The sequence below is a fragment of the Aureliella helgolandensis genome, from assembly GCF_007752135.1.
Classification (GTDB): Bacteria; Planctomycetota; Planctomycetia; order Pirellulales; family Pirellulaceae; genus Aureliella; species Aureliella helgolandensis.
This window is the reverse complement of sequence record NZ_CP036298.1, coordinates 5,919,356-5,935,518: the sequence shown is the minus strand read 5'-3', so window position 1 is coordinate 5,935,518 and position 16,163 is coordinate 5,919,356. Positions and strand designations below refer to the sequence as shown.

General features: G+C 55.5%; 12 protein-coding genes. 5 read left to right on the top strand and 7 right to left on the bottom strand.

Going from position 1 to position 16,163, the window contains the following annotated elements:
- The first annotated feature begins 63 nt into the window (after positions 1–63).
- From Q31a_RS20855 to Q31a_RS20845, 3 genes are all read left to right on the top strand, one after another.
- Positions 64–1,170: a substrate-binding domain-containing protein gene (locus Q31a_RS20855; protein WP_197355442.1), complete on the top strand. Its 1,107-nt coding sequence runs from the start codon at positions 64–66 to the stop codon at positions 1,168–1,170.
- A 341-nt stretch (positions 1,171–1,511) separates the two neighbouring features.
- A complete protein-coding gene (locus Q31a_RS20850; RefSeq protein ID WP_197355441.1) occupies positions 1,512–2,717 on the top strand; it encodes an ABC transporter permease in 1,206 nt (401 codons plus the stop codon).
- 11 nt (positions 2,718–2,728) lie between these two features.
- Positions 2,729–4,246 (top strand): sugar ABC transporter ATP-binding protein, encoded by a 1,518-nt coding sequence (locus Q31a_RS20845; protein WP_145082192.1) that lies wholly within the window; start codon positions 2,729–2,731, stop codon positions 4,244–4,246.
- On the opposite strand, the gene Q31a_RS20840 is transcribed toward Q31a_RS20845, so the two are convergent.
- The 7 genes from Q31a_RS20840 to Q31a_RS20810 form a co-directional block, all read right to left on the bottom strand.
- Complete coding sequence (locus tag Q31a_RS20840; RefSeq protein WP_231690867.1) at positions 4,234–5,673, bottom strand: sulfatase family protein; 1,440 nt, start codon at positions 5,671–5,673, stop codon at positions 4,234–4,236. The two genes, Q31a_RS20845 and Q31a_RS20840, sit on opposite strands and share 13 nt — an antisense overlap.
- Before the next feature lie 14 nt (positions 5,674–5,687).
- Positions 5,688–7,097: a hypothetical protein gene (locus tag Q31a_RS20835; protein WP_145082190.1), complete on the bottom strand. Its 1,410-nt coding sequence runs from the start codon at positions 7,095–7,097 to the stop codon at positions 5,688–5,690.
- A gap of 96 nt (positions 7,098–7,193) precedes the next feature.
- Entirely contained in the window at positions 7,194–8,462 is a 1,269-nt protein-coding gene (locus tag Q31a_RS20830) for a sialidase family protein (RefSeq protein ID WP_145082188.1), read from the bottom strand.
- A gap of 404 nt (positions 8,463–8,866) precedes the next feature.
- Positions 8,867–10,105, bottom strand: a complete 1,239-nt coding sequence (locus tag Q31a_RS20825) for a prenyltransferase/squalene oxidase repeat-containing protein (protein WP_231690866.1) — start codon at positions 10,103–10,105, stop codon at positions 8,867–8,869.
- Between the two features lie 134 nt (positions 10,106–10,239).
- The gene (gene dsrP, locus Q31a_RS20820; protein WP_145082186.1) at positions 10,240–11,526 is read right to left on the bottom strand and encodes a sulfate reduction electron transfer complex DsrMKJOP subunit DsrP; all 1,287 of its coding nucleotides are present in this window, start codon (positions 11,524–11,526) and stop codon (positions 10,240–10,242) included.
- Position 11,527: 1 nt separating this feature from the next.
- The gene (locus Q31a_RS20815; RefSeq protein WP_145082185.1) at positions 11,528–12,499 is read right to left on the bottom strand and encodes a 4Fe-4S dicluster domain-containing protein; all 972 of its coding nucleotides are present in this window, start codon (positions 12,497–12,499) and stop codon (positions 11,528–11,530) included.
- Positions 12,496–13,125, bottom strand: a complete 630-nt coding sequence (locus Q31a_RS20810) for a hypothetical protein (RefSeq protein WP_231691255.1) — start codon at positions 13,123–13,125, stop codon at positions 12,496–12,498. Before Q31a_RS20810 ends, Q31a_RS20815 begins: the two co-directional genes overlap by 4 nt.
- Before the next feature lie 326 nt (positions 13,126–13,451).
- On the opposite strand from Q31a_RS20810, the gene Q31a_RS20805 reads away from it, so the two are divergent.
- Positions 13,452–13,730, top strand: coding sequence for a chaperone NapD (locus Q31a_RS20805; protein WP_145082183.1), 279 nt, complete (start codon positions 13,452–13,454; stop codon positions 13,728–13,730).
- On the top strand, positions 13,730–16,162 hold the full coding sequence (locus Q31a_RS20800) for a molybdopterin-dependent oxidoreductase (protein ID WP_231690865.1): 2,433 nt from the start codon (positions 13,730–13,732) through the stop codon (positions 16,160–16,162). The genes Q31a_RS20805 and Q31a_RS20800 overlap by 1 nt, the downstream gene beginning before the upstream one ends.
- The last annotated feature ends 1 nt before the right edge of the window (position 16,163 follow it).

The window sequence follows — 16,163 nt, the reverse complement described above, 5'->3', positions numbered from 1 at the left end:
AGCCCTTCGCAGCACGGAATGTTGTTTTGCGCACCGCTAGCTCATCTTGCCAAAGGTCCCGGAATGCGACCCTTTCAATCCATCGCTACATTGACTGCAGTTGCTCTGTTGTTCGCTACGGTTGGCTGCGAGCCGTCCGGTTCGTCCAAGTCTGCTGCCACAGGCGGGAGCGGCACCAAGCGGATCGTGCTGCTCAATAACACCGATTCTCCCTTTTGGGACGCCGCTCGTGCCGGAATTGCTCAAGCTGCTGAGGATCTAAACCTAGCTGAAGCAGGTTATTCAGCTGGCATGGATTCCAATGAAAACGCTGAGCAGGGGCAGATCGAAAAACTGCGACAGTACGGAACTCAAGGGGATATTGCGGCGGTGATCATTTCGCCGGTGTCTGCCACCAATCCCGCCATTGCCGATGAGCTCAAGAACCTGCACGAAAAGGGCATCATTATTGGTTGTTTCGATAGCGACCTCGATGAACGTTTCAAATCCATTCGTGAATTCTACGTTGGCACCGACAATATCAGTGGTGGACGGGTCCTGGGGACTGCCGCCAAGAATCTGAAGCCACAGGGTGGCAGCTACGTTCAGTTCGTCGGATTTGATAGTCAGCAAAACGCCGTCCAACGCATGGACGGCTTCTCGATGGCCACGGAGGGGTGGTTCACGCAGAAGGAACGCAAGCTCGACGAAACCGATCGTGGACGCGCTCGTGATAATGTTCGCGATGTGATTGATCGCTATCCAGAATTGAACGTCCTGGCTGGAATTTGGTCGTACAACGCGCCTGCGATTGTCGACGTGGTGAAAGAGAAGGGACTTCGCGATCGATTCGCTGTCGTTACCTTTGATGCCGAGCAGCTCGCCATTCAACAAATGGGCGAAGGAATGATTGATGTCATGGTGGTTCAAAATCCATTTGGCATGGGATACGAAGCGGTGCGCTATGCATTTGCCAAGCTGACCGGTGATGAGACAACTGTGCAGGAAATGTTTCCCAATATGGGACAGCCAGGCGGCGATGTCTTGGATACAGGACTTAAGGTCGTCGTTCCCACTTCAGGCTCTCCTCTGACCGCTGAGATGTTCGATGAGTTCGGTTCTGGAGTCGAGTTCCTTTCGATCGGTGAATTCCAAGAGTGGCTGAAGGAATACAATTTGACGAGTTCCTAGTGCATTGCCGAGCTCAATTGGAGCGTTGCATGCTAGTGCCGTCGAGCCTCTGCCGTTGGGGCCAAGCCTCGGCAGCTTGTACGTTGAGCCGGTCGTACGTTGAGCCGGTCGTACGTTGAGCAGCGGGCTGCGGATTGCGAACAAAAAAACATGGCGCTCTAGCGGACTTGGTGGCACTGGAAGCATCCTTGTTGGCGAGCGTGCCAGTTGGCCATAAAGACGTTCCCAGGTCTTGCCAGTGCCACTCCGAATCGAAAAAAGGAAGTTGAACGATAAGGTCCCAGGACTTCCGATCGTGGTGGAATACCTTTTGAAATGCCTGACCGATTGAGACCAAGTTTGTGAGCCCAGCCAATAGTAGTTTGTTCAAACGGATCTTTTCCACTGTAGAAGCGAAGCTGATCTTAGCTTGGTTGATCGTCTTGGTGGTCACCATCGGGCTGGATCCCGGACGCACCTATTTGAATAATCCAGGCAGCACGGCTGAATTGATTGTTCGCAATACTGTGTTCCTAGGTTTTTTTGCCTTAGGGAGTGCGGTGATCATCATTTCCGGAGGGATCGATTTATCGAGCGGTTCGGTGATCGCTCTCAGCGCCACCGTATTTAGCAGCCTGCTCATGTTGGTCGACCCCGAAGGGTTTCGGGCTGGGGAAATCCAAACATGGGTGGTGGTGGTCTCCATCCTTGGGACACTCCTGGCCGGAGCAATGGTAGGCACCCTGAATGCTTGGTTAATTACCAGCGTTGGTCTGCCACCCTTCATCGCGACTCTGGCTACGATGGTCGGCTTGAGGAGTTTCGGAAGAGGCTTGGTGTTGGCGGTAACTGGAAATCGGTCTCAAATCGACTTTCCCGATCTGGCTCTCCGCGACTCGCTCAAAGACGTGACCACTGTGGCAATCGTCTTTCTGGTATTTGCCGTGTTGCTGTGGTTTTTGATGAGCCGAACCGTAATTGGCCGACATCTGCATGCCATGGGGGGCAATGAGGCTGCAGCACGGTTGAGCGGAATTCGAACCGATCGTTTGAAATGGCTGGCCTATGTGATCGGTAGCGTGTCGGCTGCGATGGTCGGCATCGTCTACTTCGCGGATCAAGGCTCGGCCAAGCCCGATATCCTAGCTCGTGGCTATGAGCTCAACGCCATTGCTGCAGCTGTGATCGGAGGCTGTGCCTTGTCAGGTGGCGTGGGAACAATTCCAGGCACGGTGCTCGGGTGTCTTTTTTTGCGGACCGTCATTGATGCCGTCAATAAAATTGTCGGGACCGGTGCTGACGTTTACGAAGGCATGATCGTTGGCATTGTGGTGGTCTTGGCGGTCACGTTCAGCCAGCGTGGAGCGGTGCTCGCGCGACGCACTTTCTTCAGCACTCCGATCGGTTGGGCGTCCGTGCCCATTCTCAGCTTGCTGGCGGGCCTCGCGTGCGTTTTGTTCTTCCGTGAGAAACCGTGGTTCCATCCCGCTTATCCATTCCTCTGCGGAATCCTGGTAGGTGGACTGTTGGTTGTCCGTGGTGCACTTGAAATGCGCCGAACCCAATAGGCCATCCCAGCATGCAACCGATTATTTCTATTCGCGGTATTAGTAAGCAATTCAACGCTGTCCGAGCATTGGACGACGTGAGCTTTGACGTCATGCCTGGAGAGCTGCATGCGGTCATGGGGGAAAACGGGGCTGGCAAGAGCACGCTGATGAAGATTCTCTCTGGGGTGCTCGTCGACTATGCGGGAGAGCTGTGGATTGAAGGGGCAAGGCAACAATTTCAGAACACGCGGGATGCTGAGCAGGTTGGCGTTAGCATTATTCATCAAGAATTGAACCTCGTTGAGCAGCTCTCGGTCGCAGCCAACATCTTTTTGGGACGCGAGATCGTATCGCCCTGGGGCATGCTCAACCAAGCTGCCATGGACCGCGAATCAGCGCGTTTGTTGTCCGAGCTCGAATCAAATATTGCACCCACTGCAATGGTAGGCACGCTGCGAGTTGGAGATCAGCAGATCATTGAAATTGCCAAAGCGCTGTCGATCAATGCATCCATTTTGATCATGGACGAGCCCACGAGCGCCCTGACGGAATCTGAAGTCGCACGCCTGTACGGGGTTATTGAAACCTTGCGTCAGCGGGGCGTCACGATCCTCTATATTTCCCACAAGATGGACGAGGTTTTCCGCTTGGCAGACCGCATTACTGTCCTGCGTGATGGGAAATTCGTCACTACTGTTGATCGGCAAGAGACTTCACCACGCGAAATCGCACACTTGATGGTCGGTCGTGAGTTGGAGCAGAGCCAAATCCGGCAAATTTCTACAGGCGAACGGTCGGTCCGGCTGGCCGTACGCAATCTTGGACTTGCTTGGCCGGGACACTCCAAACCCTGGCGATTGCAAGGAATTGAATTCGAGCTGCGCTGCGGTGAAATCCTAGGAATTGCTGGCTTGATGGGGGCCGGACGAACCGAGTTGCTAGAATGCCTGTTCGGCGCGAGTTTCGTTCCACCTACGGGGCAGATCTTAATCGATGGTGAACTGCAGAGCTTTCGCCATCCCGCCGAGGCGATGCAAGCTGGGCTAGCGATGGTGACCGAGGATCGCAAGCGTTCTGGATTGTTCGGGCATGTTCCGGTCCGCGACAATATTACCGTGTGCGCGCTGCGAGAACTCGCGTCGTACAGCATCGTCTCCTCGGCCCGCGAGCGTTTGGCTGCCCAGCAACAGGTAGACCGACTGCAGATCAAGACGGATGGGATCCAGGCATCCATGCACAGCTTGAGTGGCGGCAACCAGCAAAAGTGCATTATTGGCCGTTGCTTAATGACCTCTCCCAAAATACTGTTGCTCGACGATCCCACGCGAGGTGTTGATGTGGGAGCCAAAGCCGAGTTGTATCGATTGATGGAGCAATTGGCAGAGGCGGGGATGTCGATTATCGTTACCAGTTCGGAGCTACCTGAGCTGTTGACCGTAAGCGATCGGATCCTGGTGCTTTGCGAAGGCCAGCTGACTGGAGAGTTCAGTCGCTCTGAGGCTACAGAGCAGAAGATTATGGAAGCGGCTACCCATCAGAATGTTTGAGCGACCGGGACGCTATCGCTAGACAATTCTCCTCTTTCCCGTCTGCCTGCACCTAGACGCTCGGCGTCTCCCAATTCTCTACGTGCCTCTTCGGCGAGTCCCTCCAACCGCTGCACGATCTCAGGATAGTGGAGCGCTTGATTCTGCTTGCAGCCAACATCTTCCACGACATTGAACAGCAGTGGTGATGGTGCTGCGTGGGGGGCTAGATGCGGATGCTGGCGAATGGGATGGATTGGCAGGAAGAGTTTCCATGGGCCGCTGCGAACCGCTTGTAACTGAGGACCATCGTAGTAATAGAATGCGGCGTGTGGTGACTGGGCATTGGAAGCTCCGAAGAGCAATGGCCCGATATCGAGTCCATCGATGGGAGCATCGGACGAATGGTCTGCTGTGGCAAGCTTGGCAAAGGTGGGGAGTAGATCCATCATCGTTGTCAACTCTGCACATTCGGTTCCAGCTGGAATGCGTCCAGGCAGCCAGGCGATCATCGGAACGCGGAAAGCACCTTCGCTGGTACTATAGCCACGGCCGTGCAGCGGTAGATTGGATCCTCGCTTTAATGAATTGGGCAGTGACGGGGCGCCGTTGTCGCTCGTCCAAATGACTAATGTCCGGGATGCCAAATCGAGCTTTTTCAAATGCGCCAGGATCTGTCCCACCGACCAATCCAGTTCTTCGACCGAATCGCCCCATGGCCCATTGGCACTTTGCCCCGAAAACTGAGTGCTGGAATAGGGTTGTGCCGTGCTGCCTGGCATCGCGTGGGGAAGATACAGAAAGAAGGGGGATTGTTGATTTTCAGAAATCCATTCCAGGGCCTGTGCGGTGTAGCGTTGTGTTAAAGTAGTTCTGTCACAGGGAGCTTCGATGACGCGTTCGTTGCGCATCAACGGCAGCGGTGGCCACTGAGAGCCATCGGTATTCCAAGTCCGCTCGGTCATGTCGTCGCTGTAGGGTATACCGAAGAAAAAGTCGAATCCCTGCCGCGTGGGCAAAAATTCTGGTTGATCCCCCAGATGCCATTTTCCGATGATGGCCGTGGCATAGTTCTGGCGTTTCAGGACCTCGGCAATTGTGACCTCAGTCGGATTCAATCCGTATCGCGAAAGAGGTCGCAGGACCCAGCCGTCACGTGGATTATCGTGCATGCCGATTCGCTGTGCGTAGCAGCCGGTCATCAAACTAGCGCGTGACGGAGTACAGACTCCAGCCGATGAATAGAAATGGGTGAAGCGGCGTCCTTCCGTGGCCATTTGATTCAAATGTGGAGTGCGGTGCAGAGTTGAGCCGAATGGCTCGGTGTCGCCGTAACCTAAGTTGTCGCAATTGAGGACGATGAAGTTCAGTGGCGGTGCAGCGGCCTCTCCGCGAGAGCTTAGAAGCAAGACCACAAAAATGCCGAAAACTCGCATCCTAAGTGTCATGGAATCCGTCTTTCCTAAGGTGTGTTTTTGGGTGATTCAACACGCGTCAAGAGCTCGCTTATACCTCCGGATAACGTGGGGTCGATGTCCGGCGCACACCATGCAACACTGACTGCATAACCACCCTGCGGATAGGCGTCGCTCGTTGGAATATACCACGGGCCACCGTCTCCATAGGCTGCGCATGCTACAAAACGGCCAGGTGCAGATGCTTGGGCTCGCAACTGATACTCAATAAAACTCTCCGATGGGAGATGCAGTAGTGATATATCGTTGACGTGCAAAGAACTAAGGGTGATGGGGTGCCCCTTCGCGATGCGGCGAAGCCAAGCGAGTGCATAGGCGGGGCGATTGCGATTCACCACGCTCTGCTCATGGTCGGAAATTTGCCGCATCAGCGCGTCTTCTGCAAGGTTCGTGTTGACGAGTGGCAGGATGTCCTGGGTTTCCCATGAAAGCGATTCGATACTTTGGGGATCCAGTTTTTCCTCCGACGCCACCATACCTCGGTACATCCGGTCCCGCAGAACGGGACGCATTGCCTTGGAACCGTCATTGTACTTTCCGGCCCCAATGTTACCGCCACAGCCATTGAAATAGAGGTGCATGCAATGTGGCTCTTCTGCCTGCCTCTGTTTACGCGCGAGCCCGCAGAAATCGGAACTGACACGGCCATCTCCGTAGTAGCTCATAGGATGACACGCATAGTAGTGGCTAGCGACCAACTTGGTGTCTTGGTTGTAGAACGCAACGGTTTTCAGCATGGGATCGATCAAGCCTTCGGGGAAGACTTGTTGGTCCTCGCGTTTGGAGCTGCTGCCGCGTTGCGATTGGACTTTCCCCGTCAAGCCGATAATGCGACGGTTCGAAGCCACCATTTCGACCGGCGCTTGGTGATGCGCAACGTGCGTCACCGGCGTTGTTCGTTGAAGTGCTTCGCCGACAGCGGTGCGGCCGGCCTCCAGGCAGCGGTTGAAGAACTCGAGCTCCACAATATGCGGAAGATCACCCTGTTCGAGTATTATTTCCTCGGCATCCAGGCAGGCGAATGGTGCATTGTGTTGATGTACGCAATGAACCGTGACGCGCTCGATGGTTGTACCCGCAGCATCAGCCAGTGCTTGGCGCCAAGCGAGGTGAGCCGAATTCAACAGCCCCGTCCAGTCGACGACGCATACTACGATCGGTTCGCCAGCGCCCAGGAGAACATAGCCGATCGCTTCCAGTGGATCATCGACGCCGACCACGGGAGTTATCCATCCACCACATAAAGAGTGGCCCATCGGTGGCGTTACATCAAAGCGAAAAGTCCCGAGATGGAGATTCCCCGGACCGGTAGAGCCCTGGGCGCGGACCGCCGCGAGACCGGCAGTCGCACTTACTGCCGAAGCGGCAATGAAATTTCGTCGATTGAGAGGGGGCATGGTAGATGCTCGTGAGAGAGAGTGAGTTTGGAATCGAGGACGGCAGGTATGTGCGTCTTACATCCACGCCGTTTGCCAAGTCTGCTTTTCCAGGGGTTACCACAACGGCAGCTGATTGGGTTTGCTCCAGCGGATTCTAGCGAGCAATACATCGCCTCGATAACCATCGCGTGGTAGCCACTCACCGACAGTGACCCAAGACTCATTGGGGCTGGCATGCGTGACGTTGAAATTCCCCATCAACGCGACTTGATCGGGTGCATCCACGCCGTCTCCAACTAAAGGAAGTACCACTTGCTCGCTTGAGCGGATCAAGCAGCGACGCTCAACGTCGACTTGGGCGATCCAGAGCGGCGAACGCCAGCGGAGCACGTTCTCGTTGGACGCATCCTGTCGCGTGTAGACCAGGAATAGGCCGTCGCTGTGATTGAGCCAATGCTGCTGAGTGGTGGACATGCCGAGAGGCTCCCCATCATCCCAGGCCCAAGCCGTTTTTTCTGCCCAGTTGAGGCCATCGTCGCTAACACTGACGTAGCCGTAATTGTCCTCGGCCCGAATTGTCATCCAGAACTGTCCATCAAACTCTGTAACGCTCGGTTCCAGCAACCCTCGTCCTATCGGATTATGCAACGGAGGTCCTACCTCCTTAATTTTCAGCAGGTCTCCATCAAAGCTGGTAAGGACACCCGCTACCATCCGGTTCTCTTCGTGGGGGCCAAAGGTGAATGACATCTGCACATCCCCACTCGGGAGGACGACCCGTTGTCCGCAGTTGTTTGAATAGATGTGGCTACCTCGTGGGTCATCCCATTCCAAGATTTTGCGATGGGACCATGTACCATCCTTAGACCGCGTCACGTAGACGGGGTACCGTGCGAGTTGTTCTTTGCGGGCAAAGTATTCACCTTTGTAAAACACGACGTGGCCCAGCGCTAGTACCGAATCGGATTGTGGATGGTATTGAGGGGTGACATCGCACACGGCAGCTCTCAGGTCATCGGCGCGGCCAGGAATGGGATCTCGTCCCAGGGCAGCGATCGGTTCCGGTTCGCTCCAGGTTTTGCCTAGGTCGGACGACAGCGACCAATGCACCTGCCCAAAGTAGTCTGAGCCTCCAATGGCCTGGAGTGTCATCAAGGCAACGGGTTGTCCCTGATCGCCGGGCATCATGCAGACCCGAGGATGAAACCACGTTTGTGATTTTCCATCTCGGTTTTTCCACAGTGTTTCCTTGGAGATAGAGGCAATTAAGGGGTCTGCACCCCAGCTGGCCGAACTCGGTAGACCGATCAGCATTGAGAGACAAAATAGAGCGAGCCTCGCGCAATGGTTGCGGTGGCCGTTTCGCGTATTTTCCGCGTTCATTCTTCGATGTCCTAGAAAGTGTTCGGTGGCGAAAGGGTGGGGGCGCCGAGGCGGGAGGGAGCTTCTCGAAGTCGATCCTGGAGTTCGGTGGGATCCCAGGGATGCGAGCCAGTCGTAGCTGCGCAACTTGTTGACCGTGCAAACCGCCGCGCAGCCTAGGCCGAAGTCGTTGCTGCTACGACGCAATTCCAAGTGCGATGTTGGCACTGAAACTAAACAGGCAATCCAATCAGCGGGCCCTGCTGCTCGATGCATGGCCAGTGACGCTCGACCGGCGGTTCTTAACCAACCGGCTACATTCTATCGCATCTCACGGCCCACGTTGTGAAACCTGTAGAGAGCCGCGAAATCTATCGGGATTTGGGGCAGCTAGCGATTGAAAACGGCTGCCCAACCGTAGCCAACTAAAAAGGCCAGCCGGGGAGTTCTCCGCACGCTTGAAGGGCTAGTATGGCGAGTGCGCTGCCGGTATTGGAAATGAGATTCCCAGCATCATTGACCGGTGAACGGGTGAACCATTTTCCGCTACTGCGTTGATTCGATAGCAACCACTCAATACCGCGTTGGAGTCGCGGGTCGTCCGCAGGAACGCCCAATTCTCGACTCAGGACGATGACTAGACCAGTGCCGTAGGCATCGCTTGTTTGAATGTCGAGTGGTTGACCGTCGTCGCGCTCGAGCCCCTTCCAGTCGGTTAGGAAGCCTGCGGTCGACCAGCCGCCATCAGGGAGTTGGATTTCGAGCAGCTGCTTCAGCGTGGCGGCGCGCTCTTCGTCGCTAGCGATACCCGTGATGCGAAGCGAGCACCAAGCAAGCATGGCCCGGTGGTGCAACGATTTGGGCGGGTTGTTTTTTAAATACATGCGAAGCTTTGCCAAACCAGCTTGGGCGGATGGGCTCTCGGCATAGCCGTCGGGGGCGATTCCCACGGCTAGGGCCGCAAGGGTCACTCCGTAATGATCGTCAATTTCCATCGGCGCATAATCGCAATGGGGCCATCTCCAACCGCCATCGGCACGTTGAGCAGTCCACATCAACTCCAAAACATCGCGAGCAACTTGGCTAAGTTTTCCAGTGGTCTGGATATCATGAAAGGTCAGTCCGGCACCGACGACGATTGGCCAGAACCCTTGATTCTCGGTGGGACCTTTCTCTTTCCAACGCACCGTTCGGTATTGCTCGAAGAATTCGCGTACTTCACCCGAATCGGGCTGCACCGAGGAGAGGGCTGGACGTGCAAACAGGTAGGGCATGTTGGTGTGGCAGGTTACGCACTGGTTTTCTTTTTGCCATGTCAGCGCAGCCCTATCGAGATAAATCGCCGCCTGGCGGGGAGAGAACTCGCCCGCTAGCGGTTCCGTTTCCTCAATTGCCTCACGGACGGAAGGTACTGAGTCGAGCGTGACGATGGCTGGGGCCGAGCTGTCCTGCACCGAGCTGTCTTGGCCCGAGCTGTCTTGGCCCGAGCTCAGATTGGCACAACCGCAGAGGATCCCCCAGGCCAGCAGTCGAAGGAGCACTTGCGCGCTCGCGCGAGGATGGGCTGCACTGCGTGGACTGCGAAGTGGAACAGGAGTGACAAGTTGCAGGCGATGAAGGCTGGTGAATCCACGGCGGTGCAGGTTGCTGTTGGCTCGTTGCATCTGATGCTTTCCGTACAATGCGAATGGGATTGTCCCCTAGAGTTTGGTCGCCCCACGTCGACGTGTCGGTGCACGGAAATGGGATCCTGTCTCAACGAATCCAGGCTGGATAGAGCATCGTCCGGAATAACCCTTTAAGCTGGTTGATCGCTTGCGGGGGACTCGTGGGAGAGGCTGGGGCGCGTTGAAAAGACGGTGATCCACATCTTGAGCAAAATGGTGAGCGTCATCAAGCCTACTGCCCAAATACCTGCACTAACCTTCCACTCTGTCAGGCTGGGGGTGTACTCGACGATTTCATGCAAGGTGCTGGGGATGAACCCAGGAACGATGAGCCCCATTCCCTTTTCGATCCAGGCGCCAACAAAGGCCATCGCACATGCGGCGATTAGGACTTTGGAATAGCGAAATACCAGTGGTGAGAGGAATAACCCCGTGGAAAGTACATCGAAGGCGACTGCGGTCCAAATCCATGGAACGAGTGCGTTGTGACCGTGCAGGCCAAGGAACAGGTAGCGCGCGGAAGCGGTGTGTCCGCCGCCAGTATAGAATTCAGTGAAGACTTCGGAAATCACCATCAGGAGATTGACGAGCGCGGTGACGCGAATGATGTTGATCAGCAATCGCTTGGGTCCATCATCGATCTTGACGCCTGCCGCGCGATGAATGCAGGAGAACAGGATTAGAATGAAGGCAGGACCAGCCACAAATGCACTCGCTAGGAAGCGTGGTGCGAGCAACGCTGTATTCCAAAAGGGACGTCCGCCCAGTCCACAGTAGAGAAAGGCGGTAACGGTATGGATCGAAATTGCCCAAAAGATGGAGACCCACACGAAGGGCAGGTACCACGCTTGATTCGGCCTGCGGCCGAGAAATTGCATATAGAGCAGGTAGCCGCAAATGTGCAAATTCAACAACAGGTAGCCGTTGAGGACGATCACGTCCCAGGTTAGCATCGACATGGGCCAATTGAATCGCCCGATGCCAGGTATCAAGTGCCAAAACCGTTCTGGGCGGCCCAGGTCAACCAGCACGAACAGCAGGCACATCAAGATTGCGGCAATCGCCAGCATCTCTCCAATGACGACCACGTCATGCATTTTCTTGTCATGGTAGAGGTAGGCGGGGATGACCATCATTACTCCCCCAGCGGCCACTCCGACCATGAAGGTGAAGTTGGCGATGTACAGCCCCCAACTCACGTGATCGGTCATGTTGGTGACGATCATGCCCTCGGCTACTTGGACCGACCATGCATTCGCACCGACGAGAGCAATCGCCGTCAGGACGAACATCCAGAGATAGAAGAGTAAACCGCCATTGGTGGCTTGCCCCAGACACCACCATAGAAACTTAGGGTAGCTACGGATCGGGTGGGCTGCGTCATCGAGTGTTGGGTAGTGATCGGATGCAGTAGACATTTTAGGAATCAAAGAAATAGAAGAAACTTGGTTGAGTGCCGAGTTCTTCTTTCAGCACGAAGACTCGTTTGTTCTGCAAAACCCAATTAATGTTCGATTCGGGATCGTTTAAATCTCCGAACACTCTAGCCCCGGTTGGGCAAGCCTCGAGACAGGCGGGCAGGCGCCCTTCACGGGTACGATGCAAGCAAAAATGGCATTTTTCCATTGTGCCTTGAGGCCGAACACGGTTCGAGAGGTAGCCCTGATCCGGATTGATCTCATCGCTCGGAATCTCGGGCTCTTCCCAGTTGAAGCGTCGCGCATGGTAGGGACAGGCCGCTTCGCAATAACGACATCCAATGCACCAGTTGTAGTCAACGACGACGATCCCATCCTCTTCTTTCCAAGTGGCTTCAACGGGACAAACCGTCACACAGGGCGGGTTATCGCATTGCTGGCACTGAACCGGCATGTAGTACTTGTCGTCTTGCGGTACCGTATGATCGTAGGTGGTGTTCCCTGCCTCCATGTCCATGGTGCCCTTGGGCAGTTCCAGGACGCGAATGTACGATTGCTGGACACCGCGATGATGATTGTTCTCCTTATTGCAAGCCTCCATGCATGCGCCATTTCCATTGCATTTGCTGAGGTTGATGGCATACCCATAGCGCACCCCAGGGATTGGTGGCGGATCGGAGATCGTGATCTCGACGCCAAGCTTCTGTTGGGTTTCGCTTTCGAGTCGCGCAAAGACTTTCTGCTTGTCCGTGTCGGAGAGTTCCTTGTAATGCTGTTGCAGGAATTCGTCCACCGACACATTCTCGGGGATGCTCCACAGAGGTGAAACCGCTTTTCCGAAGGCTGCTAACCCAAGCGCTGCGCCGGCAGCTTTCAAAGCTGTACGACGTGTTGCAGGCTGATTCAGGATCGGCAAGAGGCGGCTAGGCTCTGGCGAACTTTGGTGGAGGTCTGCGTTATCGTCAGCAGTCAATGGTCTGTCCTTGGCGGGTCGAGGAATCGATCCTGGGGTTTGAAAGTGGGCTGCATCGAAGGGAACTTCGGGGCGTGGGGATCGTGGCAGTCGATGCAGTTGTTCTTTATTTGTGGGCCGCGAGCTAGATCCCAGTATCCAGTCATCCCGCCGTGTGCCCCGTGCTGATAGGCGGTCATCTGTGGGCCGTGGCACTGGGCGCAAAGCAGCATCACGTCGGCGTATTCAACCCGGCTTCCGTCCGCCAATTTCAAGGCGTCGTAGTCGCGTTCATTGTGGCAGGAAAGACAGCTGATCGTGCCGTGGGAGAATTGCATCTCGGAGTGGAATTCATCCAAGTCCTTCGCCAGCTTGTTCTGATGATTGGGCGGGCGCGTCGTGTGGCAGGTTGAACAGGCCGCTAGCACGAGGTTTCCATGCATGTCTTGCAAGCCCGTGGAAACCTTCGGCGGGCCGAGTGGCTTACGGATCGAAACCGCAAACCTAGTTGCTGGATTCTGGGATTCGCCAGTTGCAAGAAGCGGTGCGGGCTGCTCTCCGGTTTCATTCGCTGAGGCCTTAGATGCGTTCTTCGTTTCCGTTTCGGGAGATGCAGAATCATCGCAGGCGATTGCCAAGCAGATCATAGCCACAACCATTGACCTTAGCCACCGTGAAGGGCAGTGTTGTTCGACGTTGGCATTACCGTCGTTTTGTTGGAGGATTTGCAAGTTCACGCATGCTTTCGTGGCTGATGGGGTGCGTTTACATGTCGATGATTCGGGGGATCTTTGCCAGCTGTAGGGCAGAACCACAGACCGTTGCTCATCTGCTCTGGCCGCAGTTGACCGGCTCATGCTAATGAATGTATACTTTTGCATGTAGGATTGCAATCGCGAGTGATTTTTAACCCGACAAGTGTTGTCGCGATTGCGATCGACGGAACTCTTTCGGATTTGAGGAAGGGATGACCATGATCGCAAGTGTCGTCGCCACGCTTGAAGAGCGCGTAAGGCCCAGGCAGGAGATCATCCACGAGATTTCCCAGATGCCGGATGTCGAAGTCGGGGAAACTGTCGCCTCTGGGAATCGAATTCCAATCACGATCGATTCGTCTTCTCCGAATGCCCTTGAAGAGATCACGCGGCGAATGCAAGCGTGCGAGGGGGTAGCGTTGGTCGATATTGTGTTTGTTCACTTTGAAAATGAGCCTGACGAATCCCTTGCGCCTGCGACTGAAGGAATCAACTAGTGAACGAGCCAAATATGAGCAGCCCTCTTCCGGCAGCTTCCAGCGTCCAACGACGGCAATTTATTAAAGCGTCTGCGATGGCGGCAGCGACTGCCGTTACTTGTGGCTCCGATTACTCCCTACCGATCTTGGCGGCGGAGCCTCGTGAGGGAGTTGCATGGGATAAGGCACCTTGTCGGTTTTGTGGCACCGGCTGTCATGTGCAGGTGGGAGTTCAGGGAGGAAAGGTGGTCGCCGTTGCCGGGGATCGCAACGCGGAGGTCAACAAGGGGCTGCTATGCGTGAAAGGCTACCACGTTGGATCGGCGTTGTATGGCAAGGACCGTTTGACCAAGCCGCTACTGCGAGATGGCGAGGGGTATCGCGAAATCAGCTGGGATGAAGCCATCGGAGTGATCGCTGACCGCATTGAGGCAGCTCCTGAGCGGTTTGCATTCTACGGTTCCGGGCAGTGGACTATCCCGGAGGGCTACGCCGCGCAGAAGTTCATGAAGGGGGGCTTGTCGAATAATCACATCGATCCCAATGCCCGCCTGTGCATGGCTTCGGCCGTTACGGGATTTTTAGCCACCTACGGCGTCGATGAACCGGCTGGTTGCTACGATGACCTGGATGCCTGCGACGTGCTTATTATGTGGGGAAACAACCCGGCGGAAATGCACCCGGTGCTCTTCTCGCGCGTGATTGACCGTCGCAGCCGAGGGGAGGAAGTCACCCTCATCGATATCGGCACGCGGCGCACGCGGACGACCGACGCCTGTCAGCACTATCTGGAAATGAAAGGCCATGGAGACCTGGCCATCGCCAACGGCATTGCTCACCTGTTGATTAAGAATGGAACCTACGACCGCAAGTTCGTGGAATCCTTCTGCAGCTTCAAAGCGCCGGACGATGAGAATCCCAATCTTCATGGCAAAGCAATTTCTTTCGAGGATTATAAAAAATCCCTCGAATCGTATACGCCCGAACGCGTTGAAGAGATGTCGGGGGTGCCCGCAGAGCAAATCCGACTACTGGGCGATTTGTTCGGAAATCCAGAGTTGAAGATCACATCGCTGTGGTGCATGGGCATGAACCAGCACACTCGCGGTACCGCCATCAATTCGATGGTTCACGGAGTGCATTTACTGAGTGGGCATTTCGGCACTCCTGGCAACGCACCCACCAGCCTTACCGGGCAGCCATCCGCCTGCGGCACCGTCCGCGAAGTTGGGACGCTGTCCCACGCTCTGCCTGGAGGGCGAGTTGTTACTAATGAAGAGCATCGGCAACAGTCGGAAGGTTTCTGGAACGTGCCACCGGGTCGTATCAGCCCGACGCCGGGCTATCACACGGTCGAAATGTGGGAGAGCTTCTGCACGCCAACCGACCAGGGGGGCGATATTGGCACGATTTGGGTGCAGGTCACAAACCCCGGTCAGACGCTGCCCAATTTGAATAAATTGTTCAACCCTAAAGAACAGAATCGAGAGGCGCTCAAGGACAAATTCTTGATCGTCAGCGACGTCTACCCGACTGCGACGACCCGCTTGGCCGACTTGATCCTCCCCTCAGCAATGTGGGTTGAGAAGAACGGTGTCGTTGGCAATTCGGAACGCCGCACGCAACAGTGGTTCAAAATGGTGGATCCTCCCGGGGAGGCTCGCGATGACTGCTGGCAGACAATTGCGCTAGCTTACGAGTTATTCCAACGCGATATGGATGGCATGCAGGATCGCGAGGGACGCTTCCTGTTCGAGATGGCTGCGGATGGCGAGCCGGTCCCCATCTGGCAATGGGAGCATTACTACGACATCAACGTCGATGAACGGCTATTCGATGAATATCGGCAATTCAGCCGGCTGAAGCACAAGGATCTTGCACCTTACAGCGAGTACGTCAAGGCGCGCGGTCTCCGCTGGCCGGTGGTGGAACGTGATGGAGAGTGGCGCGAAACGCATTTTCGATTCTCCGAGGGATACGATCCCTACGTTGAGGAGGGCAAGAAGATTCAGTTTTATCACTCCTCTACGCATGACGATCGAGCCCAGATTTGGTTTCATCCCTGGATTCCGCCCGCCGAGGTGCCCGACAAGGAATTTCCTTTCATGCTCTGCACCGGGCGAGTGCTCGAGCATTGGCATACCGGCTCGATGACTCGGCGTGTTCCCGAGCTTAGCCGAGCCATGCCGGGCGGCTACGTGGAAATGAATGCGGAAGACGCAGCCGAGTACGGGTTGCAGAATGGTCATCGCGTGCAGATCGAATCCCGTCGAGGTTCGTTGGAGATTCCGGTGTGGATTGATGGACGTGGCCAGCCGCCGCGTGGCACGGTGTTCATTCCATTCTTTGACGAAACACTGTTGGTGAACGACCTGACGCTGGACGCGGTCGACCCATTCTCAAAGCAGCCTGATTACAAGAAGTCGGCCGTTCGGATTCGCAAGGTGTAGC

What these genes read in the sequence shown, in the direction of transcription:
- Q31a_RS20830 (WP_145082188.1), bottom strand. Translation starts at nt 8,462, where the DNA reads ATGAACGCGGAAAATACGCGAAACGGCCACCGCAACCATTGCGCGAGG.
- Q31a_RS20805 (WP_145082183.1), top strand. Translation starts at nt 13,452, where the DNA reads ATGATCGCAAGTGTCGTCGCCACGCTTGAAGAGCGCGTAAGGCCCAGG.
- Q31a_RS20855 (WP_197355442.1), top strand. Translation starts at nt 64, where the DNA reads ATGCGACCCTTTCAATCCATCGCTACATTGACTGCAGTTGCTCTGTTG.
- Q31a_RS20840 (WP_231690867.1), bottom strand. Translation starts at nt 5,673, where the DNA reads ATGACACTTAGGATGCGAGTTTTCGGCATTTTTGTGGTCTTGCTTCTA.
- dsrP (WP_145082186.1), bottom strand. Translation starts at nt 11,526, where the DNA reads ATGTCTACTGCATCCGATCACTACCCAACACTCGATGACGCAGCCCAC.
- Q31a_RS20835 (WP_145082190.1), bottom strand. Translation starts at nt 7,097, where the DNA reads ATGCCCCCTCTCAATCGACGAAATTTCATTGCCGCTTCGGCAGTAAGT.
- Q31a_RS20810 (WP_231691255.1), bottom strand. Translation starts at nt 13,125, where the DNA reads ATGATCTGCTTGGCAATCGCCTGCGATGATTCTGCATCTCCCGAAACG.
- Q31a_RS20825 (WP_231690866.1), bottom strand. Translation starts at nt 10,105, where the DNA reads ATGCAACGAGCCAACAGCAACCTGCACCGCCGTGGATTCACCAGCCTT.
- Q31a_RS20845 (WP_145082192.1), top strand. Translation starts at nt 2,729, where the DNA reads ATGCAACCGATTATTTCTATTCGCGGTATTAGTAAGCAATTCAACGCT.